At 35.2% G+C, this 24,769-nt stretch carries 24 protein-coding genes; 15 read left to right on the top strand and 9 right to left on the bottom strand.

The features are described from left to right. Positions 1-70 precede the first annotated feature (70 nt). On the top strand, positions 71-1,771 hold the full coding sequence (locus MKY00_RS03135) for a M4 family metallopeptidase (protein WP_016716433.1): 1,701 nt from the start codon (positions 71-73) through the stop codon (positions 1,769-1,771). Between the two features lie 63 nt (positions 1,772-1,834). Here MKY00_RS03135 and MKY00_RS03140 read toward each other — a convergent pair whose 3' ends face one another. Further along, positions 1,835-2,383 (bottom strand): TVP38/TMEM64 family protein, encoded by a 549-nt coding sequence (locus tag MKY00_RS03140; protein WP_000852208.1) that lies wholly within the window; start codon positions 2,381-2,383, stop codon positions 1,835-1,837. A gap of 377 nt (positions 2,384-2,760) precedes the next feature. Between MKY00_RS03140 and MKY00_RS03145 the strand changes: the two genes are divergently transcribed. Next, positions 2,761-3,279: an RNase A-like domain-containing lipoprotein gene (locus tag MKY00_RS03145; protein WP_000822717.1), complete on the top strand. Its 519-nt coding sequence runs from the start codon at positions 2,761-2,763 to the stop codon at positions 3,277-3,279. Between the two features lie 15 nt (positions 3,280-3,294). Further along, on the top strand, positions 3,295-3,567 hold the full coding sequence (locus tag MKY00_RS03150) for a hypothetical protein (protein WP_016716434.1): 273 nt from the start codon (positions 3,295-3,297) through the stop codon (positions 3,565-3,567). Between the two features lie 46 nt (positions 3,568-3,613). On the opposite strand, the gene MKY00_RS03155 is transcribed toward MKY00_RS03150, so the two are convergent. The 3 genes from MKY00_RS03155 to MKY00_RS03165 form a co-directional block, all read right to left on the bottom strand. Next, the gene (locus tag MKY00_RS03155; RefSeq protein WP_016716435.1) at positions 3,614-4,876 is read right to left on the bottom strand and encodes a VanW family protein; all 1,263 of its coding nucleotides are present in this window, start codon (positions 4,874-4,876) and stop codon (positions 3,614-3,616) included. 234 nt (positions 4,877-5,110) lie between these two features. Beyond that, positions 5,111-6,127: an LCP family protein gene (locus MKY00_RS03160; RefSeq protein WP_014893323.1), complete on the bottom strand. Its 1,017-nt coding sequence runs from the start codon at positions 6,125-6,127 to the stop codon at positions 5,111-5,113. 187 nt (positions 6,128-6,314) lie between these two features. Beyond that, positions 6,315-7,493, bottom strand: coding sequence for a NupC/NupG family nucleoside CNT transporter (locus MKY00_RS03165; protein WP_000668861.1), 1,179 nt, complete (start codon positions 7,491-7,493; stop codon positions 6,315-6,317). 91 nt (positions 7,494-7,584) lie between these two features. Here MKY00_RS03165 and gloA2 point away from each other — a divergent pair, with 91 nt between their 5' ends. The 3 genes from gloA2 to aspA all read left to right on the top strand — a co-directional run bounded on the left by gloA2 (position 7,585) and on the right by aspA (position 10,973). Continuing rightward, complete coding sequence (gloA2, locus tag MKY00_RS03170; RefSeq protein ID WP_014893322.1) at positions 7,585-7,971, top strand: SMU1112c/YaeR family gloxylase I-like metalloprotein; 387 nt, start codon at positions 7,585-7,587, stop codon at positions 7,969-7,971. A gap of 107 nt (positions 7,972-8,078) precedes the next feature. Further along, positions 8,079-9,377, top strand: coding sequence for a hemolysin family protein (locus tag MKY00_RS03175; RefSeq protein ID WP_000353306.1), 1,299 nt, complete (start codon positions 8,079-8,081; stop codon positions 9,375-9,377). A 162-nt stretch (positions 9,378-9,539) separates the two neighbouring features. Further along, a complete protein-coding gene (aspA, locus tag MKY00_RS03180; protein ID WP_000562153.1) occupies positions 9,540-10,973 on the top strand; it encodes an aspartate ammonia-lyase in 1,434 nt (477 codons plus the stop codon). A 172-nt stretch (positions 10,974-11,145) separates the two neighbouring features. Here the strand turns inward: aspA and MKY00_RS03185 are convergent, their stop codons facing one another. Together MKY00_RS03185 and MKY00_RS03190 are read right to left on the bottom strand one after the other, a co-directional pair. Beyond that, positions 11,146-11,511 (bottom strand): DUF3139 domain-containing protein, encoded by a 366-nt coding sequence (locus MKY00_RS03185; protein WP_001035535.1) that lies wholly within the window; start codon positions 11,509-11,511, stop codon positions 11,146-11,148. Positions 11,512-11,626: 115 nt separating this feature from the next. Further along, the gene (locus MKY00_RS03190) at positions 11,627-13,246 is read right to left on the bottom strand and encodes an L-lactate permease (RefSeq protein WP_016716437.1); all 1,620 of its coding nucleotides are present in this window, start codon (positions 13,244-13,246) and stop codon (positions 11,627-11,629) included. A gap of 811 nt (positions 13,247-14,057) precedes the next feature. Between MKY00_RS03190 and MKY00_RS03195 the strand changes: the two genes are divergently transcribed. Together MKY00_RS03195 and MKY00_RS03200 are read left to right on the top strand one after the other, a co-directional pair. Then, positions 14,058-14,345: an ArsR/SmtB family transcription factor gene (locus MKY00_RS03195; RefSeq protein WP_000081429.1), complete on the top strand. Its 288-nt coding sequence runs from the start codon at positions 14,058-14,060 to the stop codon at positions 14,343-14,345. Positions 14,346-14,534: 189 nt separating this feature from the next. Then, on the top strand, positions 14,535-14,714 hold the full coding sequence (locus MKY00_RS03200; RefSeq protein WP_000382683.1) for an acid-soluble spore protein H: 180 nt from the start codon (positions 14,535-14,537) through the stop codon (positions 14,712-14,714). A 43-nt stretch (positions 14,715-14,757) separates the two neighbouring features. Here the strand turns inward: MKY00_RS03200 and MKY00_RS03205 are convergent, their stop codons facing one another. Both MKY00_RS03205 and MKY00_RS03210 read right to left on the bottom strand, forming a co-directional pair. Then, positions 14,758-16,107: a peptide MFS transporter gene (locus tag MKY00_RS03205; RefSeq protein WP_000338308.1), complete on the bottom strand. Its 1,350-nt coding sequence runs from the start codon at positions 16,105-16,107 to the stop codon at positions 14,758-14,760. A 381-nt stretch (positions 16,108-16,488) separates the two neighbouring features. After that, positions 16,489-17,454: an ABC transporter substrate-binding protein gene (locus MKY00_RS03210; protein WP_016716438.1), complete on the bottom strand. Its 966-nt coding sequence runs from the start codon at positions 17,452-17,454 to the stop codon at positions 16,489-16,491. Positions 17,455-17,616: 162 nt separating this feature from the next. On the opposite strand from MKY00_RS03210, the gene MKY00_RS03215 reads away from it, so the two are divergent. From MKY00_RS03215 to MKY00_RS03225, 3 genes are read left to right on the top strand one after another with little or no spacing between them, the layout of a single operon-like run. Beyond that, positions 17,617-18,621: a FecCD family ABC transporter permease gene (locus tag MKY00_RS03215; protein ID WP_016716439.1), complete on the top strand. Its 1,005-nt coding sequence runs from the start codon at positions 17,617-17,619 to the stop codon at positions 18,619-18,621. Then, positions 18,618-19,676 carry a FecCD family ABC transporter permease gene (locus MKY00_RS03220; protein ID WP_016716440.1) on the top strand — a complete coding sequence of 353 codons (1,059 nt, stop codon included), beginning with the start codon at positions 18,618-18,620 and terminating at the stop codon, positions 19,674-19,676. Before MKY00_RS03215 ends, MKY00_RS03220 begins: the two co-directional genes overlap by 4 nt. A 12-nt stretch (positions 19,677-19,688) precedes the next feature. Beyond that, positions 19,689-20,510, top strand: coding sequence for an ABC transporter ATP-binding protein (locus MKY00_RS03225; protein ID WP_001167956.1), 822 nt, complete (start codon positions 19,689-19,691; stop codon positions 20,508-20,510). A gap of 32 nt (positions 20,511-20,542) precedes the next feature. Here MKY00_RS03225 and MKY00_RS03230 read toward each other — a convergent pair whose 3' ends face one another. Next, complete coding sequence (locus MKY00_RS03230) at positions 20,543-21,274, bottom strand: class I SAM-dependent DNA methyltransferase (protein ID WP_016716441.1); 732 nt, start codon at positions 21,272-21,274, stop codon at positions 20,543-20,545. A gap of 213 nt (positions 21,275-21,487) precedes the next feature. Here MKY00_RS03230 and MKY00_RS03235 point away from each other — a divergent pair, with 213 nt between their 5' ends. From MKY00_RS03235 to MKY00_RS03250, 4 genes are all read left to right on the top strand, one after another. Next, positions 21,488-22,678, top strand: a complete 1,191-nt coding sequence (locus tag MKY00_RS03235; RefSeq protein WP_000095907.1) for a glycine C-acetyltransferase — start codon at positions 21,488-21,490, stop codon at positions 22,676-22,678. Between the two features lie 44 nt (positions 22,679-22,722). Further along, complete coding sequence (locus MKY00_RS03240) at positions 22,723-23,688, top strand: L-threonine 3-dehydrogenase (protein WP_016716442.1); 966 nt, start codon at positions 22,723-22,725, stop codon at positions 23,686-23,688. A gap of 112 nt (positions 23,689-23,800) precedes the next feature. After that, entirely contained in the window at positions 23,801-24,343 is a 543-nt protein-coding gene (gene pyrE, locus MKY00_RS03245) for an orotate phosphoribosyltransferase (protein ID WP_016716443.1), read from the top strand. Continuing rightward, positions 24,330-24,752, top strand: a complete 423-nt coding sequence (locus MKY00_RS03250) for an NUDIX hydrolase (protein ID WP_001189933.1) — start codon at positions 24,330-24,332, stop codon at positions 24,750-24,752. The genes pyrE and MKY00_RS03250 overlap by 14 nt, the downstream gene beginning before the upstream one ends. Positions 24,753-24,769 lie beyond the last annotated feature (17 nt).

Below are 24,769 nucleotides of genomic sequence, written 5' to 3' on the forward strand. Positions count from 1 at the left end.
TAATAGTGAAAACATAATGCTAATATGAAACTACTCTTTTTCAAAAAATAATTTATTAGGGGGAAGGTTCATGAAAAAGAAAAGTTTAGCATTAGTGTTAGCGACAGGAATGGCAGTTACTACGTTTGGAGGGACAGGCTCTGCGTTTGCAGATTCTAAAAATGTACTCTCTACGAAGAAGTACAATGAGACAGTACAGTCACCGGAGTTTATTTCTGGTGATCTAACTGAAGCAACTGGTAAGAAAGCAGAATCTGTTGTGTTTGATTACTTAAACGCGGCAAAAGGTGATTATAAGTTAGGGGAAAAGAGTGCGCAAGATTCTTTCAAAGTGAAACAAGTGAAGAAAGATGCTGTAACTGATTCAACGGTAGTACGTTTGCAACAAGTATACGAAGGAGTACCTGTATGGGGTTCTACTCAAGTAGCTCATGTGAGTAAAGATGGCTCTTTAAAAGTATTGTCTGGAACAGTTGCGGCTGATTTAGACAAAAAAGACAAGCTGAAAAATAAAAATAAGATTGAAAGCGCAAAAGCAATTGAAATTGCGCAAAAAGATTTAGGGATTACACCTAAATATGAGGTAGAACCAAAAGCGGACTTATATGTATATCAAAACGGTGAAGATACAACATACGCATATGTTGTGAATTTAAACTTCTTAGATCCAAGTCCAGGAAACTACTACTATTTCATTGAGGCAGAAAGCGGTAAAGTATTAAATAAGTTTAATACAATTGATCATGTGACAAATGATGATAAGTCACCAGTTAAACAAGAGGCTCCTAAGCAAGATGCAAAAGCAGTTGTAAAGCCTGTAACAGGAACAAATAAAGTAGGAACTGGTAAAGGGGTATTAGGAGATACGAAGTCGCTTAATACAACATTATCTGGATCATCTTACTATTTACAAGATAATACACGCGGAGCAACAATTTTCACATATGATGCGAAAAACCGCTCAACATTACCAGGAACGTTATGGGCGGATGCTGATAATGTTTTCAATGCAGCGTATGATGCAGCGGCAGTAGATGCTCATTACTATGCAGGTAAAACATATGATTACTATAAAGCTACATTTAATAGAAATTCTATTAATGATGCAGGAGCACCGTTAAAATCAACAGTTCATTACGGAAGTAATTATAATAATGCATTCTGGAACGGATCGCAAATGGTATACGGAGATGGTGATGGTGTAACATTCACTTCATTATCTGGTGGTATTGATGTTATTGGTCACGAATTAACACATGCAGTTACGGAAAATAGTTCTAATTTAATTTATCAAAATGAATCAGGTGCGTTAAATGAAGCAATTTCTGATATCTTTGGTACATTAGTAGAATTCTATGATAACCGTAATCCAGATTGGGAGATTGGGGAAGATATTTACACGCCTGGCAAACCTGGAGATGCGCTTCGCTCTATGAGTGATCCAACGAAATACGGTGATCCAGACCATTATTCTAAGCGTTACACAGGTTCAAGTGATAACGGTGGCGTTCATACAAACAGTGGCATTATTAATAAACAAGCTTATTTATTAGCAAATGGCGGTACACATTACGGTGTAACTGTGAATGGTATCGGAAAAGATAAATTAGGTGCAATTTACTACCGTGCAAACACACAATATTTCACGCAATCTACTACATTTAGCCAAGCTCGTGCTGGTGCAGTACAAGCTGCAGCTGACTTATATGGTGCGAATTCTGCAGAAGTAGCAGCAGTTAAACAATCATTTAGTGCTGTTGGTATCAACTAAGGCTTTAGAGGATAGCTATTAATAAAATACCTCAAAAATAAAGAAGGAGCATAGGCTCCTTCTTTATTTTTTTCTCCATTTTTTCCACAAATAATACAACCCAATGCAACCTGCGATTGTTACAATCCACTTCGCTTCATTTGTGCCATTCATGACATGGTATGCAGAATATACCTCGATTAACAATGCCGGTATTTTACCTATTGTACTGGCAATACTGAAGGATAGTAATGACATTTTGCCTAGAGCTGCAAATAAAGTCACGATACTAGACGGAATGAAAGGAATGAGGCGGAACGATAGGACGAGTAGAAAGGCCTCTCTACCTTCTACATAAAGTAGGCGTTCTACCTTTGGATACTTATTTACTTTGCTGTGAGTGAATTTCTGAAGACCTATACGATAAATATAAAACGAGATAATAGCCCCTAATGCCTCACCAGCGATCGAAATAATAGTTCCATTTGTTACACCAAAGAGCTGTATGTTAATAGCGGTCAAAAAAATACTAGGGATAACGCCTAAAAGACTAATGACTATGTTGATTAAGATGCTAAGTGGAATTGCGATTGAATAATAGTCTGTTAAGAAGTTTTGAATTGTTTCAGCCATTGTTTAAAATCCTTTATCTTTTTTTGCATTACACCATATTTCCATTGTATAGGCAAGTGCAAATTTACATAATGTAGAAAACGTTGATAAAACACCATTCATATACCTTATATAGGTATTGGGTATGTATAATAAGGGGTATATTTTAATAAATTAAAAAACACCAAATAAACCCTTTGTTTAAAGGGTTTATTTGGTGTTTTTATAGGTGTTTAAACTTGGGAAATAATTATAAAAACATAGGGGTATATTTATAAAAGGTCAAAAATAGCGGTTTTATGAAAAATAGATGAGGAATTTGAAAAATGTATATGTTTTTTCGGTGTGAAATTGACTTTTAGTGAAGTTACGATAATAATCATGAAAGAGGTGATATGATGAAACGAATAAGTAGTCTTTTCGTGAGTAGTTTATTGGCACTCATGCTGATCTTAAGTGGATGTGCAGGAAAAGAACAAAAAACAGAGAAACAAACAGGGAATCAATCGGCATCAGTAGAAAAAATTAGTGATAATATTTTAGATGAAATGGAAGGGCCACCTAAAAATGGTCACACGATTGAAAGACATGTAGGCAAATCAGAAGAAGATTTGAAGAATCGCTTGAAGACAGATAAAGTATCAGCAGCAAGTACATACTATGACAAGGAAACGGCAACGAAAGCTGTAAAAGATAGTTTGAAGCAGCATGATAAGGAAATTCAAGATTGGTTAAAAAATTCTAAAGAGGCTCGTCTCGTATTAAATACAACACATTCATTCCCGGTTGGAAAAACGGTAATAAAGAAAAATATGAATGTAAAAGACAAGTTAGTCAAAACTGTTACTGTTTTAGCGAGAGATAAGTCAGGAGATTTAGGATATAAGATCATTACTTCTTATCCATCTGATAAATAAGAAGGGGGAGTAAATATGTATACGACATTACAATATTTTTTCAAAGCGTATTGTACGTTAAGTATCCATGAGGATGAAGTAGTAGGCGTGATGGAAGAGTTTATAGAGCAAGAGGACGAAGAAAGTGTTTTGAAATTACGCGATGAATTATTCTATATGCAGAAAAAGGATGCTTGGGAAGAGGCGTGCGTATTAGCTGCGAAGCAAGGAAATCGTATGTGGTCGTTAGAAGAAACGAAAGACCATCTTACAACCTTTTTAGTATTATTGCAAAAGAAAAAGGCGTGACTTATTCACGCCTTTTCTTTTTGGAATTTGTTCGTTTAATAGTGTCTTATTGTTTTGGAGCGCTTTTATATACGCTTTTTGAAATTTGCCCATTAGATATTACTTCACCGTTTTGTGTAACTTTTTTATATGTAACTGCTGTTATTTTATCATTAGTTCTACTAATTACTTGAGAAGAAACTTCAACATTTTTACCAGTATTTGTGCCGAAAATACGTGTAGTAATACTACCTCCATTTGAAAATGCTTGAATATAAATATGATTGCCTGTATTGTTTTTAAATTTTAAATCTGGACCATAATCTGCTACTGCTGCATCTTGCCCAAGTGGTAAATAATTTACGGGCATAGAATGGTTGCTTCGAGAAACAATTCCTAAATCTGCTCTTAAAGCTGCGCTATATAAAGTACTACTCACTTGGCAAACGCCTCCGCCTGCACTTTGTATAACTTTCCCCTGTGAATATACAGCTGCGGATTTATAACCATGAGCAGCATCCGTTACGCCAACGCGGCCATTAAAACTAAATGTTTCATCAGGTGCGACAATCACTCCACTTAAAGTATTAGCTGACTTATTTACGTTAAAGGATTGATTCCCATTACGGCCAGCCATTGGAGTTGAATATTCAGCAATTACTTCTTTAATCCCCATTTTCTGTATATCTTCTGTAGAACGTTCAGGCTTTAATAGTGTAACGGGTAATGTAACGTCAGATGTGCCAGAAGTAATGGCTTGCTGCGTTAAATCAGTTAACTTTTCTTTATCGATTTTTTCTCCATTTTGGCTCTGGCTAATATTTACTGTAGTGCCTTCAATACTCAATTCAGCATTAACGGGATTTTTTAATGTTTCATTATATTTATCCTTCATAAAGCTTTTATAAGCAGTTGTATTTAATTGAGGTGTTAATTTATAGTCACGTTTTAATTCACCGTTCTCAGCTTGTTTCCGCATTTTGTAACGATTTATTGCGTTGCCTTCTTGTTCTTTAAAGATTTTGTCGATAATATCTTTTTCTTTATAATTTATCCCTAAATCTTTCCATGTGTAAGTTTGTTTATCGTTTTGGAATATGTACGTAAGTGATTTTTGATCTAATTCAGTGATTTTTTGATTAATAATAGCTTGAATATCTTTTTTATTTTTTCCATCGAGAGAAATACCTTCAAATGTAGTATTGGGTAATGCAGTAGTATCTAATTGATTATTTAGTTTGGATACATATTGATATCCGCCAACACCGCCAACACAAAGTAATATGCCTCCAGCAATTGCAGAACCGATCAGTATTTTACTTAGCTTCATTTATTTCCCCCCAGAAATTTTTGTATAAATATATGTATTACATTTTTTGTATAAAAATGATGAAAATAACATTATGTACGTACTAGTATACTATTATTTTCACTATGTGTGTAATATTTTTATAAAAAATGTTACACTGTTGTAATAATTGTCTCTTTTTGTCACAATGTGTACGAAAAATATGTTGAAAATTATAATAAAAAGGCTGTCTAGAAAGTTCTAGCAGCCTTTTTATTATAATTTTTTATGTTCATTTTTATTCGTAACACCGAGATGTTCTTGTAGTGTTGTCGAAATCGTATTGACGCTTTTTTCGTTTGGAACGTAATAATAAATACCACCTATATATTTATCAGTACCTTCTACTTGCATTTTGTCCATTTTTAAATTGGAATCCATTGAATTTTTTGCAATTGTCATCATATCATCAAAAGTTAAATTTGTTTTTAAGTCTTTATCGACAGCGTCTAATAGACCACCGATCTTATTAATGGAATTAAGTGATAGTGCTTTTTGAGCGATAGCTTCTAAAACAAGCTGTTGTCGTTGACCGCGCATATAATCACTATCGATATGACGAGTTCTTGCTAGTGCCAGTGCTTCCTCTCCATTTAAATGTTGACGTCCCTTTTTAAGGTGAACTGCATCTGCTTCATCTTTACTATTTTGTTCTGTGAACTCCACTGGAACATCTACAGTAATCCCACCAAGGGAATCAACAATTTTGATAAAGGATTTAAAGTTGAATTTTACATAGTAGTCAACTGGAACATCTAAAAAGTTCTCTACCGTATCAATCGTGCTATCTACACCACCGAATACGTGCGCATGTGTAATTTTATCGTATTTATCACGTGATTTAATGTATACACGTGAATCACGTGGAATACTGACAAGCTTAACAGATTTATCGTTTTTATTAATTGTGGCAAGTAATAGTGCATCTGTACGAGTTGCTTTTCCGTAATTTTTGTCCCTGATTTCACTTTCATCAACCCCCATAATGAGTACAGAAATGTTATCAGTCATAGGTTTAACGGCTTTTTCACGTTTGCTGGATTTATCCCCACGGCCCAGTTCAGAATAGGCATTACTTAACACAGACTTTGCTTTACTGTATATATGGAAGGAATAGCCTCCGGCTCCAAGTGCTACAACCAGTAATGGAATAAGCAGGAACCAAAGTAGGCGTTTTTTCTTTGAGCGTCCTTTTTTGGCTCGAGTATCTTTGTTCATATCGGATTTCATCATTTTTTCTCCTTTAAAACTATCAAAGTATATACATCTAGAAGCGCATTCAAACACATAAAAAATATTGTACGCTAAATAAAAGCGATTGTACATGTATAAAAAATAGATGTCTTGATTATTTATAAAGACATCTATTCGTTATTGTATACAAAAGATAGGGAGAAGAAAATGATAAAATTTTACCTAATTACAACATAATGCTTACGATAATTGCAGATAAAATGCTAACGAGAGTTGCTCCGTATAGTAATTTAAGGCCAAATCTGGCAACGACGTTTCCTTGTTCTTCGTTTAATCCTTTTACCGCACCTGAAATAATGCCGATAGAAGAAAAGTTGGCAAAAGAGACGAGGAAGACAGAAATAATACCAACTGTACGAGGAGAAAGGCTATTAGAAATTTTACTAAGATCCATCATGGCTACAAATTCATTCGTTACAAGCTTCGTTGCCATAATGCTACCAGCTGTGACAATTTCAGTACTTGGTACACCGATAAGAAACGCAATTGGTGCAAAGACGTAGCCGATTAATTGCTGGAAAGTAATGCCGAATATAATGAGGAATAGATCATTAATGCAGCTAATTAATGCGACGAATCCGATAAGCATAGCACCGACAACGATAGCTACTCGAAAGCCATCTAGAATGTACTCTCCAAGCATTTCAAAAAAGCTTTGCTTTTCGCCTTTTATTTCTAAAATATCTTCGTCATCCCTCACGTCGTAAGGGTTAATGATAAGTACGATAATAAAGCCGCTAAATAAATTGAGAACGAGTGCGGTTACTACATATTTAGGTTCGATCATAGTCATATAGGCACCTACGATAGACATAGATACAGTTGACATGGCAGATGCACAAAGTGTATAAAGACGGTGTTTTGGAATTTGAGCTAATTGTTTTTTGACCGTAATAAAAACTTCTGATTGGCCGACAATGGCAGATGCGATAGCATTGTAAGACTCTAATTTCCCAAGACCATTTATTTTGCTAAGGAAGTAACCAATCCAACGAATGAAAAATGGTAGTATTTTGAAATGTTGCAATATACCAATTAAGACGGAAATGAAGACAATTGGTAATAAGACAGTAAGGAAAAATGGCATTTCACCTTTATTGGCAAGGCCGCCAAATACGAAGTTTATACCATCAGCAGCATACTCGAGTAGCTTTGTAAACAGACTAGAAATGACCCGAATAAGTATGAGGCCAAATTCTGTATTTAATAATAAATAGGTTAAAATTAACTGTATAATAAGCATGATGAAAATAGGTTTCAATTTAATATGTTTCTTATTGTTACTAGCAATATAAGCAAGGAAGAAAACAACGATAAGTCCTACGAAAAAAGTAATAAATTTCATAGTAAGCCCCCTAATAGAGATATTCTGCTATATATGTTTTTCATTTCAAGGGAGAATATGCATCTTTGGTAAAGAAAGGAATAGAGAGAGTATGAATATATGTAGAATACACCACGTTGCAATTATTTGTTCAAATTATGATGTGTCAAAAGATTTTTATAAGAGGATATTAGGTTTTAAAGAGGTAAATGAGGTATATAGAAAGGAACGAGATTCTTATAAGTTAGATTTATGTGTAGGGGGAGAGTATCAAATTGAATTATTTTCATTCCCAAGTCCGCCTGAGCGCCCAAGTTTTCCAGAAGCGTCTGGACTTAGACATTTAGCATTTGCTGTTACAAATATAGAAGAGGCTGTAAACCATTTAAACGAATGTGGTATTGAGACTGAGTCGATACGTATTGATGAAATAACCGGAAAAAAATTTGTTTTTTTCCAAGATCCGGATGGTCTACCTTTAGAATTGTATGAGGTTTGAAATTGGTGAATTTTATATAGGGTTGCTTTTGAGTAAATGAAGAAACTAAAGTGAAACTTCTTTTTTAAAGGAGGTGTCACTTTAGCTAAGAAAGCTAAAGGATATATGTGGATATTTTAAAATTACTGATGGTAGTCATTCTTATTGCATTAACAGGTTTTTTTGTAGCTGTTGAGTTTGCAATTATTAAGGTGCGTAGCAGTCGTATTGACCAACTCGTTAGTGAGAAACGACGAGGAGCATTGGCAGCAAAAAAAGTAACTTCAAATTTAGATGAATATTTATCAGCATGTCAGTTAGGTATTACAATTACCGCTTTAGGGCTTGGGTGGTTAGGCGAGCCGACTATAAAACATTTACTTGAGCCGTTGTTTTTAAAACTACACCTATCTTCTGCAATTGCAAGTACCGTTTCATTTATTATTGCTTTTGCAGTTATTACGTTTTTACATGTTGTTATTGGTGAACTTGCTCCTAAGACGTTCGCCATACAAAGAGCAGAGCAAGTTAGCTTATTATTATCGAAGCCACTTATTTACTTTTACAGAGTAATGTATCCGTTTATTTGGGCTTTAAATGGTTCTGCAAGGCTTGTAACAGGACTATTTGGGTTACATCCAGCTTCTGAGCATGAAGTTGCTCATTCGGAAGAAGAATTACGATTAATCTTATCTGAGAGTTATGAGAGCGGGGAGATTAATCAAAGGGAATTTAAATATGTAAATAATATTTTTGAATTTGATAATAGAGTAGCAAAGGAAATTATGGTGCCTCGTACGGAAGTTGTAGGTTTATATGAGGACGAACCATTTGAAACACATATTAAAATAATCGCACAAGAAAAATATACAAGGTATCCTGTATTTGGTGAAGATAAAGATGAAATCATTGGAATGGTTAATGTAAAGGATTTATTTATTCGTTATATGGATGGTAATCGGGACGAGGAGTGCTCGATTATGCCATATACAAGGCCGGTCATTGAAGTGTTAGAAAATATTCCAATTCATGATTTACTATTACAAATGCAAAGAAAACACATTCCATTAGCTGTGTTGTATGATGAATATGGTGGTACAGCTGGGATTGTTACATTAGAAGATATTTTAGAAGAAATTGTTGGAGAAATTCGAGATGAATACGATGAAGATGAACACCCGCCTATAGAGCATATAAGTGAAGGGTGTAAAATTGTAGAGGGGAAAGTGCTTATTAGTGAAGTAAATGATTTATTTGGCATCCACTTAATCGCTGATGATGTAGATACAATTGGTGGCTGGATTATGGTACAAAAGCAAGTCGTTGCTGAAGGAGATATTATTGAAAAACACGGCTTTTCTTTTAAAGTTCTAGAAAAAGATATGCATCAAATTAAACGAGTGGAAATAAAGAAGGGAGAAGAATGATTTTCTATAAAAGATATATATAGAAAATTAAATGTTTGCGCTTTCAAAAAAGGTGCTATATAGTGAAGGTGGACACTGAAAAATTCTTCTGAATGATACTCGTATTTTTAGAGGGCGAATTTTTTAAATAGGGATTTAGAATGAAAAGTATAGGTGATGAAAATGATAGCAACGAAGGATATACGTATAGAAAAAGATTTTTTAGGTGAAAAGGAAGTACCAAGTAGAGCTTATTATGGTGTACAAACATTACGTGCGGTAGAAAATTTCCCGATTACAGGGTATCGCATTCATCCATCACTCATTACGGCAATGGCAATTGTGAAAAAAGCGGCGGCACTTGCAAATATGGATACTGGTTACTTAGCGAAAGACATTGGACACGAAATTGCAGAGGCAGCACAAGAAATTGTTGATGGGAAATTTCATGATCAATTTATTGTAGATCCAATTCAGGGCGGTGCTGGAACTTCTATTAATATGAATACAAATGAAGTAATCGCTAATCGAGCGTTAGAACGTATGGGATATGAAAAAGGCGAGTATGCAAAAATTAGCCCAAATACGCATGTAAACATGGCTCAGTCAACGAATGATGCGTTTCCAACGGGAATTCATATTGCAACTCTTATGATGTTAGAAGAACTTCTTATTACAATGGAAGAACTTCATGCTGCTTTCCTTGCAAAAGCAAAAGAGTTCGATCACGTCATTAAAATGGGACGTACGCATTTACAAGATGCTGTTCCGATTCGTCTTGGACAAGAATTTGAAGCGTATAGCAGAGTGCTTGCGCGTGATATAAAAAGAATTAAACAATCTCGCCAACATTTATATGAAGTGAATATGGGGGCGACAGCTGTTGGTACGGGATTAAATGCAAACCCTACCTATATTGAACAAGTGGTTAAACACTTACGAACATTTAGCGGATTCCCACTTGTTGGTGCAGAGCATTTAGTTGATGCAACACAAAATACAGATGCATACACAGAAGTATCTGCAGCATTAAAAGTATGTATGATGAATATGTCTAAAATTGCGAACGACCTTCGTATTATGGCATCTGGTCCACGTGTTGGATTGGCGGAAATTCAATTACCAGCGCGTCAACCAGGTTCATCTATTATGCCAGGTAAAGTAAATCCTGTTATGGCAGAAGTAATTAATCAAGTCGCTTTCCAAGTAATTGGTAATGATCATACAATTTGCTTAGCGTCAGAAGCAGGACAACTGGAGCTCAACGTAATGGAGCCTGTGCTTGTATTTAATTTAATTCAATCTATCAGTATTATGAATAACGGATTCCGTGTATTCCGTGAATATTGTATTAAAGGAATTACAGCAAATGAAGAACTGCTGAAGCAATATGTTGAGAAAAGTGTTGGAATTATTACAGCAGTTAACCCTCATATTGGTTATGAAGCAGCGTCACGTATTGCACGTGAAGCAATTGAAACAGGAAAATCTGTTCGGGAGTTATGTTTAGAACATGGTGTACTGACAGAAGAAGAATTGGATATTATTTTAGATCCATTCGAAATGACGCATCCCGAAATTGCTGGTGCTTCTTTACTAAAGAATAAGAAGATGTAATGTGAAAAAACACCTCCATTGAATTTACATACGTAGTATGCAAATTCAGGAGGTGTTTTTATATCACTATTCAAATTTACTTTATGTTGAGAGGGGGGAGTTATATAAGACGAACAGCAATATAACAATACAAAACTTCTTATAAAAAGACGTTTTTGAATGGATTAAAGAACTACTTTAATGGAGGATGTTTTAGCATGCTTAATTCTTCAGCAGTTAACCTATTTCCACCCCAAGCTTTCTCTTTAATATAATCTGGGTCATTAAGGTAAGCGGAGAAAGTTACTTTCCCATCTTGATAATGATATACATAGTGAATGTTTTCTTTTTCATCATTTACGTACGTAAACAAGTTGTATCCGCCGCGCTTATAATCTTTTTTAAAATCGACGTATTTTAATTGCTTTTCTGTAATTCCTTGTTTGGATATATAGTTATAAATACTTTTTTTCGCTTGTTCTTTAGTAAATAAAATGTATACAGTAACTAAAACGATAGGAATTAGAATTGAGATTAATATAATCAATTTTTTGTTCAATCTTCCTTCCCTCCTAAATTTAACCATTAAAATGATTTATTAAGAAATTGAAAAAAGGAAAAGTCCCGATTTGTAACGGGACTTTTTCCTTCTTTATTATCACTTATTTTAATTTTTAAAAGATATTAAATACAGCGTTTAATTGAAGTAAGCTAATGATAGCTAAGAAGATTAAACTGTATTTCATTGCTGTTTTAAATAGGGCAGATTCTTTACCAACTAGTCCAACTGCTGCACAAGCAACTGCTACAGATTGTGGTGAAACCATTTTTGCCATTGTACCACCTACTACGTTTAATGCAACAAGAGTAGAAGGAACGATGTTTAATTGATCTGCAGTTACTGCTTGAAGCGGTGCGAATAATGAACCACTTGATACTACTGAACCTGTAATGAATACGCCAATCCATCCTAAGATTGGAGAAAGAATTGGGAATGCATTACCAGTAGAAGAGAATGCAAGTCCAAGTGTAGATGACATACCAGAGTAGTTTTCCACGTAAGCTAAAGCGATAACACTACAGATTGTATACACTGGAGCTTTTAGTTCTTTTATTGTTTCAACCATTAATTCTTTAACCATTTTACCTTTTACGCGGTACACGATAAGTGAAACGATAATTGCTAATACGATTGCAGTAGTTGTAGATGAGAATACATCAAATTTGAAAACCGCTGCGAAAGGTGTATCAGCTTTTGTAATTGGTGTAGTTTTCATAACAGCGTTATGAAGACCAGGGAATTGAATGTTAAATACTAGGTTTGCTAGTGCGCCATCCGGAGCAAATAAAGCTTTAATTGGTTTTAAATTAAAGATTGTTACAAATGCAGTTAAGAATACGAATGGAGACCAAGCATATAAAATTTGATTGAATGTATGAGATTCTTTTTCTTCTTGTTTTTCTTCTTTAGCAGAAGATTTTGGCTGCCAAACACGTAAGAATAATGCAAGAGAGATCATACTTACAACGGCTGCGAAAATATTAGTAAGTTCTGCACCTAAGAAGTAAGTTACAACGAACTGAGTAATTGCGAAAGAAATACCACTTACAAGAATACCTTGCCAAGTCTCTTTAATACCTTTAATTCCATCGACCATTGAAACAAGTAAGAAAGGTAATACAATACTAATGAATGGTAGAATAAGAACAGTTTGACGACCGATAGTTAATGCATCTAATTCAGTTAATTGTGCTGGTACTGTAACTGGGATACCCATAGCACCCATAGCACCACCAGCGATGTTTGCTACTAAACAAATACCTGCTGCTTTTAATGGATTAAAGCCCATACCTACAAGTAGTGCAGCTGTAATAGCAACTGGAACCCCTAGACCAGCTGCGCCTTCTAAGAAAGCACCGAAAGAATAAGCGATTAATAATACTTGTAAACGTTGATCATTTGTAATGCTTGAAATACTATCACGAATGATGTTGAATTGCTCTGTTTTAACAGTTAATTTGTAAAGGAAAATTGCTGCGATAACGATAGTACAAATTGGGTAAAATCCGGATAAAATACCGAATCCGGCAGATGCTACAGCTACTGTTGCTGGCATTTTATAAACGAATATAGCAAGAATAATAGCGACAATCACACTGTAAAGCCCAGCGATATAACTTTTCATTTTCAGTCCCATTAAACAAATGATGAAGCAAAAAATTGGAAGTGCTGCGATTAGAGCAGATAACCAAATATTGTTTAATGGGTCATAAATTTGTGTCCAAGTACTCATAATAATGACAACTCCTATCTATTTTATGTGAAGAAATTCACATTATTTGTGAAACTATTCACAATCAACTTACATGCTTAGTATATTCTCCTTCAACACTATTGTCAACGTAAAAAAGTATAATTATTCCATAATAGTGTTAAAAGAAATGCTTTGTTCATAAAGTAGACAAAAAGCCCACTCAAATCTATTTGAGTGGGTGAGATAAATGATTTACATATTCTTTTCTTATAGTTGTTTATACATTATTGATCCTACAGCTCTATAATAGAGACCGTCTTTGTATTAAATATAGAGCTGCAGAATGTACCGCTTGCCCTATTTGATCAAGTTAGGAGTGGGACAGGAAATGTATTTAATAGGAAGTATTCCATCATAGTTCAAGCTAGTGAATATGAATTAAAAAGTAATAAGTTAATATTTAATGTTACGGCAGCTCTTTTTACTGAAAATTCCTTTTAGCGTAACAAAGAGGTTAAATATAACCCAAATACGTTACGATAGGTTATCAATTATAGACGGTATTTTACAATATCATTACTGCACATTGCAATGAGGTAAAAATATAACAAAAATCCTGATAAAACAACGTTTGCAAGCAAAGTATTTGCAGCCCGTTATTTTGCTTTTTCGTTATATCGTATAGTATAATATTCAAAATCAGCAAGGAATTTTTCCTGAGTCCTTTGCTGGTTAAGGTGGAAAAATTTTTCAGCTTTATAGGTTGATAAAGTTATGTCGTAACAGGAAATATAAGAACAGATATATAAATAAATAAAAAGAAAATAAAAACGAAAATGAGGGGAACTTTATGAGCCAAAATCAATTCGAATGTCGTATTTCAGAAGAAGATGTACAAATGTTAAGAGCGTTAGCGCATCCGTTGCGTCTACGCCTAGTAATGGAACTAATGCAACGTGGAACATGTAACGTAACACAATTACAGGAAGTGTTAGAAATTCCGCAATCAACAGTTTCGCAACATTTAACGAAATTAAAACAAAATAAAGTAGTACGCTTTGAACGACGAGGACTGGAAGTGTATTATCAAATTCATAATGATAAAGTAAGTGAAGTAGTAAAAACATTATTTTCTTAAAATTTGAATATTATGGAAAAAGACGTATGGGATCTACGTCTTTTTTTATTTGTTAGAAGGTGATATGAGAAAGAATGTTAATATGTAAGGAAAAAAGGATAACCATTAAAATGTTGCTATATGGAATATATTCTAAAAGGAAAAGAAAAGATAGAAAGGAGTGTAATAAGTAAAAGGAGGGATAGTAGAATGGATGTAAAACGTGTGAAACAAATTTTATCTTCTTCAAGTAGAATCGACGTTACATATGAAGGTGTACCAGTATGGATTGAGAGCTGTGACGAGCAGAGTGGGGTTGCTCAAGTGTATGATGTATCTAATCCTGGAGAAAGCGTCCACGTGAACGTGACGGCTTTAGAGGAGAAGTAATAGAAAAGACGCTTCTAAATGTTTAGAAGCGTCTTTTTATTTCTTATTCCATCATATGTGCAATTTTCTTAGAGAACATAAGAAGTACTAATCCGAGTACGATTACGATAATACCGATACTTGCGAATACTTCTAAATATCCTAAAGATTGAGTGAAAGCAGCTAATTGTCCTGCTAATAAGTTTGCGAAGCCAGTACCAGCTAACCATACACCCATTAATAATGATGCTAATTTAACAGGAGCGATTGCACTTACCATAGATAATCCGATTGGTGATAAGAATAATTCACCAATTGTATGGAACATGTAAGTGAATACGATGAATAGTAAGTTTGCTTTCATTGTAATGTTACCTTCGTCGCTACCAGTTTTTAATACAGCTAAAGTTAGAACTAAATATCCAATCCCTAGTAAAATCATACCAAATGCCATTTTTGTTGGGATTTTTAAATCACCATTTTTTGTTTTCGAAAGTTTAATCCATAATGCAGAAACAGGTAATGCTAGTAAGATAATGAATAGTGGGTTTACAGATTGGAACCAAGGTGTTGGAATTGTAAATCCACCAATTGTACGATCCACAAACTTATCTGTGTAAAGTGTTAAAGAACTACCTGCTTGCTCAAATCCTGCCCAGAAGAATACTACGAAACAAGTTAAAATTAAAATTGCAGCAGTACGTTTTTTCTCTTGTGTTGTTAAAGGTTTTTTCTCGATTGCTTTTGCATTTTTTTCTTTAGATTTTTTCCCTACAACAGTTGTTCCGATAGACCCTAAGTAACGAGGTGCTAAGAAATTAAAGGCAAGCTGTCCAATAATCATACCGATACAAGCTGTTAAGAAACCGTATCTATAGTCTGCGAAGTAACCGCAAATGAATGGAGCGATAAGAGCACCTAAGTTAATTCCCATGTAGAAGATAGTGAAGGCACTATCACGACGAGAATCGTTTTCGCTATATAATTGACCTAATAAAGTCGAAATATTTGGTTTGAAGAATCCGTTACCAATAACTAATAATCCTAATCCTAAAAATAGTCCAGTTTTTGTGTTCATTGAGAATAGTACAAAGTTACCAATTGCCATGATGATACCACCAATAGTAATAGCATGGCGCTTCGTAATGAAATGGTCAGTTAACCAACCACCGATAATCGGTGTGAAGTATACTAACATTGTGAAAATACCGTAAATTTGAACTGCAACTGCTTTATCAAATCCTAAACCGCCGCTTACTAAGCTCGTTGTTAAATAAAGAACTAATAAGCCACGCATTCCGTAATAACTGAATCTTTCCCATGCTTCTGTAAAGAACAACAAGTATAACCCTGGTGGATGTTTTTTTGGTGATTGTTGCTCTCCAGCTTTGTCTAATTTTAAAGCTGCATCCATTTTTGTTTCCCCCTAATCCTGTATAACGGATATTTATGTAATCATTTTAATTTACAAAATATTTAGAAGTCAATAGAATTATATGGAAATAGAAAGAAAATTTCTAAAAAAGTTCTATTTTACTTCAACCGTTACTGTATTTTGCCCTGAAAACGAGATGATAAGCGTTTTCAAATGTAATAATTGAATTCTAAAAGAAAATAAAATAGTGATTAATCAGAAAATTTAGATTAAAATATTTATTCTGATATAAAGAAAATACATTCTATTTACTTTTATAATATAACATATTGGGAATAAAAATACAAAATGAAATAATGTGACATTTAAGTGAATTGAAAAATAACCAGCTCCATAGAAGCAGAGCTGGCTAAGGAAAGATTATTTAACAAAGCGTTTTTCGATATCATCTAATAGTAGGTTAGCAGCCATTACACCACCAGCTGTATTCCAAATCACATCATCAACTTTGTATGCTTTACCATTTTTTACTGCATTTAAGTTTTTAAATAGCGGATCATTGATATATTCTTTTTCTAATTCAGAGCCTTTTTTCTCGTTTCCTTTATCGAATGTGAAGTAGAATAATACATCGCCATCCATTGCAGAAATACGTTCTTTAGATACGTTACGCTCTGCGAAGTCATCTTTATTTTGATCACCAGGACGTTTAAATCCAAGTTCTTTTAAAATAACACCAGAGAATGTATCACCATGATAAATACGAACATCACCAGGCATGAAGCGAACCATAGAGATTTCTTGATTTACTTTATCACCTAGTTTGGCTTTTAAATCTTTCATACTTTTCTCGTAATCAGCTAAAACCTTTTGGCCTTCTTTTTCTTTATTTAATGCTTTCGCATAAAACTTGAAGTTATCTTTCCATTCACCACGTAATGTTTCAGAGAACACAGTAGGTGCAATTGCTTTTAGTTGCTCGTACACTTTTTCGTGACGCATTTTGTTACCGATAATTAAGTCTGGTTGTAAAGAAGCGATTGTTTCTACGTTCACTTGTCCTTCATCACCAACAACTTTTACATCTTTCATTTTATCTTTAATATGTGGATACCATGGATCACCAGTCCAAGATTTTACAGCCCCAAATGGTTTCACACCTAGCTCAAGTAAAGCTTCAGTTCCTTCGTTTGTTAAAATAACTACACGTTTTGGATTAGCAGGAACTTCTGTTTTCCCCATTGCATGTTCAACTGTAATCATTTCTTTTTTTGTATCTTCTTTTGTATCTTCTTTCGTATTTGATTTTCCACAAGCACTTAAAAGTAGTGAAAAGGCTAGTAAAAATACAAATACTGTAAACGATTTCTTTCGCATGAAATTCATTATGTACCCCCTACATAGTGAGAATTTTTTTCAATAGCAAGCATGATAATAATACTTCATGGCCTCGTTGTCAATGAAAATAATTCTCATTTCCGTTGACAATGAGAATTAAGTTGAAATACACTTACAACGTATCATTATACATTGAAGGGGAAACGCTGCATGTTATTAAAAACAAATCGAGCAAAATGGATTGGATTATTTGTTGGGATCATTGCAGTCATTACTTGTATTTGGGGAAGTATTATTTTCGGATATACAAATACGAGCTGGAAATTAGCGTTAGATGCTTTTTTTCATTTTAATGGTTCCAATGAACATATTATTATTCAAAATGTGCGTCTACCAAGGGCACTAATTGCAGCAAGTGTTGGTGCTAGTTTAGCCATTGCAGGTTGTCTTATGCAAACTTTAACGAAGAATCCACTTGCTTCTCCAGATTTTATTGGATTAAATTCAGGTGCTGCTTTCTTCATCGTTGTAGCAATTGTTATTTTTTCCGTGACATCACTATCAGCTTTCACGTGGATTTCCTTTTTAGGGGCAGCAGTTGCAGCTGTACTTGTATTTGCTTCTAGTTCTTTAGGAAAAGAGGGGACAACACCTCTTAAGTTAACATTAGCGGGGGTCGCAATTAGTGCGTTATTTTCATCATTAACACAAGGATTACTTGTTTTAAATGAAAAGGCGCTTGAAGAAGTATTATTTTGGCTTGCCGGATCTGTGCAAGGAAGAAAGTTAGAAATTTTACAATCTGTATTCCCGTATTTATTAATAGGCTGGATTGCATCTATTATGATGGCAGGGAAAGTAAATACATTGATGATGGGGGAAGACGTTGCAAAGGGACTTGGGCAACGAACGATTTTAATGAAATCATTCGTGTTACTTATTATTGTCCTGTTGTCTGGTGGTTCAGTTGCCGTTGCTGGTCCAATTGGATTTATTGGAATCATTACCCCGCACTTTTCCAGATTTCTTGTTGGAGTAGATCATAGATGGAGAGTGCCGTATAGCGGCTTGTTAGGTGCAATACTATTAATCTTAGCTGATATCGCAGCAAGATATGTCATTATGCCACAAGAAGTACCAGTAGGAGTTATGACAGCATTTATTGGTGCGCCGTTCTTTATTTATATTGCACGTAAGAGAGGGCTTAGCAAATGAAGAAGTATATTCCGTTTCGTATAGGAAAAGGCGGGCTCTCGTTTTTAATGTATAAACGAGCTTGTCTCGTCTTATTCAGTTTACTAGTTGTTTTAATAGGATTATTTTTTGCGAGTGCAGGTATGGGAGACATGAAAATTGCTCCTTATGATGTATGGCAAGCGATCACTGGAAATGGCGATGCGATGGCAAATATGGTTGTAAATAAGTTTCGTATGCCGCGTATTTTAATTGCTATTCTTGTAGGGATCGCACTTGCGATCGCAGGATGTATTTTACAAGGCCTCGTCCGAAATCCACTTGCTTCTCCGGATATTATCGGGATTACAGGTGGTGCAAGTGTTGCAGTTGTATTGTTTTTAGCTATATTTAGTGATAAAAATAATGCGCTAACTGTAAGCATTCATTATATGCCGCTAGCAGCCTTTGTTGGGGCAACAATTGTAGCGCTTTTTGTATATTTATTTGCATGGAGAAATGACGGGTTATCGCCGATTAGTCTTGTTTTAATTGGTGTTGGGTTTTGGGCATTAACGAAAGCGGCAACGACTTTGTTTATGTTATTAGCGCCAATTTATCAAGCAAGTCAAGCGAATGTATGGATTACGGGTACTGTTTACGGTTCTTCATGGCAAAATGTCATGGTACTTGCGCCGTGGGTTCTCATTTTAACGGTAATATCATTTATAGCTGCTAGACATTTAAATGCGCAAGAGCTAGGGGATGATATTGCGGTAGGACTTGGTGTTCCTTTAACGAAGTCACGCGTATTCATGTTATTACTTAGTACAGCTTTAATTGGTGGAGCAGTTGCCTTTGCTGGAGGAATTGGATTTGTCGGTTTAATGGCACCTCATATTGCACGAAGACTAGTTGGTTCTTTATATGGTGCATTACTCCCAGTTGCGGCGATTGTTGGTGCAATTTTAGTACTTGCTGCAGATTTAATTGGGCGTACAGTTTTCACCCCACTTGAAATTCCAGCAGGGGTATTTACATCAGCAATTGGTGCACCTTATTTTATTTATTTACTTTATAAAAGTCGGAATTCATAAAGGGAGATGAATATGCAAAAAGCATTGGAGACGAAACGTTTGACGTTGTCTTATGGTGAAACAATTATTATTGATGAGTTGAATTTAGAAATTCCAAAAGGCGAAATTACAATCTTCATTGGTTCTAACGGTTGCGGGAAATCAACTTTATTACGTTCACTAGCTAGATTGTTAAAACCAACAACTGGTGACATTTTGTTAGATAATCAAGCGATTCAAAGTATGCAAACGAAGCAAATTGCCCGTCAAATGGCAATTTTACCGCAAGGACCGCAAGCGCCAGAAGGTCTTACAGTATTGCAACTTGTAAAACAAGGGCGTTATCCATATCAAACATGGCTGAAACAGTGGTCAGAAAAAGACGAAGAAATGGTACAGAAGGCACTTGCAGCAACAGGGATGACAGAATTTGCTGAGCGTGATGTGCATGCTCTTTCAGGTGGACAACGACAACGTGCTTGGATTGCAATGACGCTTGCACAAGATACAGATATTATTTTATTGGATGAGCCTACTACCTATTTAGATATGACTCACCAAATTGAAGTGCTAGATTTATTATTCGAATTAAATGAAAAAGAACAAAGAACAATTGTTATGGTACTACACGATTTAAATTTAGCCTGCCGTTATGCAGACAATATTGTAGCCATTCAAGATAAACAAATATATGCACAAGGTAAGCCAGAAGAAGTAGTAGATGAGAAGCTAGTACGTGATGTATTCCGAATGGAATGTCAAATCAGTACAGATCCATTATTTGGGACGCCACTTTGTATCCCACATGGAAAAGGAAGACGTGTACGTAAAGAGGTTGCTCAGGCAATGAGATAATGAAAAAGACGATGAGAGGGTCATCGTCTTTTTTATTTTCGGCAAGAGAATAAGAGGAAGAGGGGGATACGTAAACGACGTTCATATTCTTCCGCGTTTTGAAAATAAGTTTGATCTGGTGTAGCTTCTTTTAAATTCGTAATTGTAAATCCAGCTTGTTGTAATAGTGTAAAATATTCTTCCGTTGTACGATGATATTTAATAACTTCTTGATCAATCCAAGGTTCAACCCGTTTGCCTAGTTTAAAGTAATCATCGACGAGCCAACTCGTTCTTTTTCCGCTCGTTTGCAAGCTTTCAAATGAAGAGGTAATAATAGGGTGTTGAACGCTAAAAGTAAAGGTTCCATTTGTCTTTAAAGTTTCGTACACATTTTGAAAAATGATAGGAAGATGTTCGATATAATGTAAGGCGAGTCTAGATGTTACTAAATCAAAAGTAGAAGGAGGGTATGTGTAGTCTTTGAGGTTTAAAAAATGAACGGCGCCATTTTTGTTTTCTAGTTGTTTTTTAGCTTTTTCATACATAAGTTCGGAGCCTTCAATACCAGTGTAAGAGTGGCAGCCTTTTTCTAATAACTCCTCACCGAACTTAGCATCACCGCAGCCTAAATCGAGAATTCGCTTTCCTTTAACATCACTAATGAGTTGAAAGAAGGCTGGTTTTTCAAGTGACTCATTTGGGCTATTTTCTCGATATCTTCGCTTCATATATTGTTCAAAAAATGCTTCGTTATTATATACATCAGATTCAGTAAATGCCATGATTGAAGCCCCCTTACATATTTTTTTTATTCTACCAAATATGAAAAGTAAATGATAGATTTCTTGTAATGAATCGTATATAATCTAGAATTGTAAGCGGTTACTTTAAACTATTTTTCTATAATAAATTCTGAAAACGTGTTAAGCTAGTAGAGGGATTATTAGAACTATTAAGACAATAATTCGCTTACATGAACGATGGGAGGCTTCACGATGTCTAGTAAAACACTTGCAAAATTTTTAGAAGAAAATTTAGAGGATTTAAAATCAAAGGGGCTTTATAACGTAATTGATCCGCTTGAAAGTTCAAATGGACCAATCATTACAATTGGTGGAAAAGAATATATTAACTTATCTTCAAACAACTATCTTGGATTAGCAACAGATAGCCGTTTGCAAGAAGCAGCAATTGGTGCAATTCATAAGTACGGGGTTGGAGCAGGAGCTGTTCGTACAATTAACGGTACTTTAGATTTGCATATTAAATTAGAAGAAACAATTGCAAAGTTTAAACATACAGAAGCAGCGATTGCTTATCAATCAGGATTTAACTGTAATATGGCAGCGATTTCAGCTGTTATGGATAAAAACGATGCGATTCTTTCAGACGAATTAAACCATGCTTCCATTATCGATGGTAGTCGTCTATCAAAAGCAAAAATTATCGTTTATAAACATTCTGATATGGAAGATTTACGCCAAAAAGCAATCGCGGCGAAAGAATCAGGTCTTTACAATAAATTAATGGTCATTACAGACGGTGTCTTCTCAATGGATGGAGATGTTGCAAAACTACCAGAAATTGTTGAGATTGCGGAAGAATTAGATTTAATGACATACGTAGATGATGCACACGGTTCAGGTGTACTTGGAAAAGGTGCAGGAACTGTAAAGCACTTCGGTCTATCTGATAAAGTTGATTTCCAAATTGGTACATTGTCAAAAGCAATTGGGGTAATTGGTGGATATGTAGCAGGAAAACAAAACTTAATTGACTGGTTAAAAGTTCGTTCACGTCCATTCTTATTCTCTACAGCATTAACACCAGCTGATGCAGCAGCTTGCATGAGATCCATTGAAATCTTAATGGAAAGCACAGAGTTGCATGATCGTTTATGGGAAAATGGTCGCTATTTAAAACAAGGGTTAAAAGAACTTGGCTTTAACATCGGGGAAAGTGAAACGCCAATTACACCTTGTATTATTGGTGACGAAGTATTAACACAAGAATTTAGTAAACGTCTAAATGAAGAGGGCGTATATGCAAAATCTATCGTGTTCCCAACTGTACCTAAAGGAACAGGACGCGTTCGTAATATGCCAACAGCAGCTCATACGAAAGAAATGTTGGATGAGGCAATTCGTAAGTATGAAAAAGTAGGGAAAGAAATGGGCATCATTTAAGTAAAGACATCTTTTGAATAGCTTGCAAATGAGGAGTGGGGAAAATGAAAAAAATTCTAGTAACCGGTTCTTTAGGGCAAATTGGTTCTGAACTAGTAATGAAACTTCGTGATGTATACGGCGCATCAAATGTTATTGCAACAGATATTCGTGAAACAGATAGTGAAGTAGTAACATCTGGTCCATTTGAAACGTTAGATGTAACAGATGGACAAAAACTACATGATATCGCAAAGCGTAATGAAGTAGATACAATTATTCATTTAGCAGCTTTACTTTCAGCAACAGCAGAAAAAAATCCATTATTTGCATGGAATTTGAATATGGGCGGACTTGTAAATGCATTAGAAGCAGCTCGTGAATTAAACTGTAAATTCTTCACGCCAAGTTCTATCGGTGCATTTGGTCCATCAACGCCGAAAGATAATACGCCACAAGATACAATTCAGCGTCCTACTACGATGTATGGGGTAAACAAAGTAGCAGGAGAATTACTATGTGATTATTATCATCAAAAATTTGGCGTTGATACGCGCGGTGTACGTTTCCCAGGTTTAATTTCTTATGTAGCTCCTCCAGGAGGGGGAACAACTGATTATGCAGTTGAAATTTATTATGAGGCGATTAAAAAAGGCACATACACCTCATACATTGCAGAAGGAACATACATGGATATGATGTACATGCCAGATGCTTTACAAGCGATCATTTCATTAATGGAAGCTGATCCAAGTAAACTTGTGCATAGAAACGCGTTCAATATTACAGCAATGAGCTTTGAGCCGGAGCAAATCGCAGCATCAATTCGTAAACACATCCCGGCGTTTACGATGGATTACGCTGTAGATCCTGCTCGTCAAACAATCGCTGATAGTTGGCCAAACTCTATTGATGCAACAGCAGCAATGAAAGAGTGGGGCTTTAAAGCAGAATACGATTTAGACAAAATGACAACGGACATGCTTGCTAAGTTAAAAAAAAAGCTCGCAGCTGAGTTAGTGATGAATTAATAGGAAGGGTCGATTCTTAGGAATCGACCTTTTTTGTTTGTATTTTAGGAATATACAAATAATTACAAGTGTGATAGAATGAGTTAATTTGTGTGTAAAGGGGAGACAGGGAATGGAGAAATGGGAGTTAGCAAAGGAAATTTACAATACGTCACGTTTAACGGGAACATTTAAACTTCGATCAGGACAAGTATCAAATCAATACTTTGATAAGTACTTATTTGAATCTAATCCAGTACTGCTAGTAGAAATTGCTAAACAATTGCAAGAGCTCATTCCTCCTGAGACAGAAGTGCTCGCAGGTTTAGAGATGGGAGGAATTCCAGTAGCAACAGCATTATCTTTACAAACAGGTATACCAGTTGTATTTGTAAGAAAAGAAGCGAAGAAGTACGGTACATGCAAGTTAGCAGAAGGCGTTGATATTGCTGGGAAAAATGTTTGTGTTGTTGAAGATGTTATTACGACAGGTGGTCAAATATTATTAAGCACGAAAGATTTAAGAGGATTAGGTGCGAAAGTCCACCATGTTCTAGGCGTGATTGAACGAACGAAAGAGGGAAAAGAAAACTTATTAGAAGATGGTTTACAGCTACATTCCTTATTTACAATGGATGAGTTAATTGAAGGAGAAAAGCAACATGCAAAGAGTTGATGTCGTATATGCACTAATACATGACGAAGAAACAGATAAAATATTGATGGTACATAATGTAGAACAAAATATTTGGTCATTGCCGGGTGGGGCTGTTGAAAAGGGTGAAACGTTAGAGGAAGCTCTAGTAAGGGAAGTAAGAGAAGAGACAGGTTTAACGGCTATGACAGGTGGACTTGTTGCGATCAATGAAAAATTCTTTGAAGAATCAGGGAATCATGCACTATTATTTACATTCCGAGCAAATGTAGTAACAGGTGAACTTATTGCAGAAGATGAAGAAGAAATTTCTGCAATAGAGTGGGTGGACAGAGCAATTGCAAATGAACGATTCCCATTCTACGATGGTGGATTTGAGGCATTATTAGAAGTAGCCATTCCATACAAGTTTCAGCCAGAAACAAAGTGATTGAAAGAAAAAAACAG

The organism is Bacillus sp. FSL R9-9834, assembly GCF_038006905.1.
Classification (GTDB): domain Bacteria; phylum Bacillota; class Bacilli; order Bacillales; family Bacillaceae_G; genus Bacillus_A; species Bacillus_A pacificus.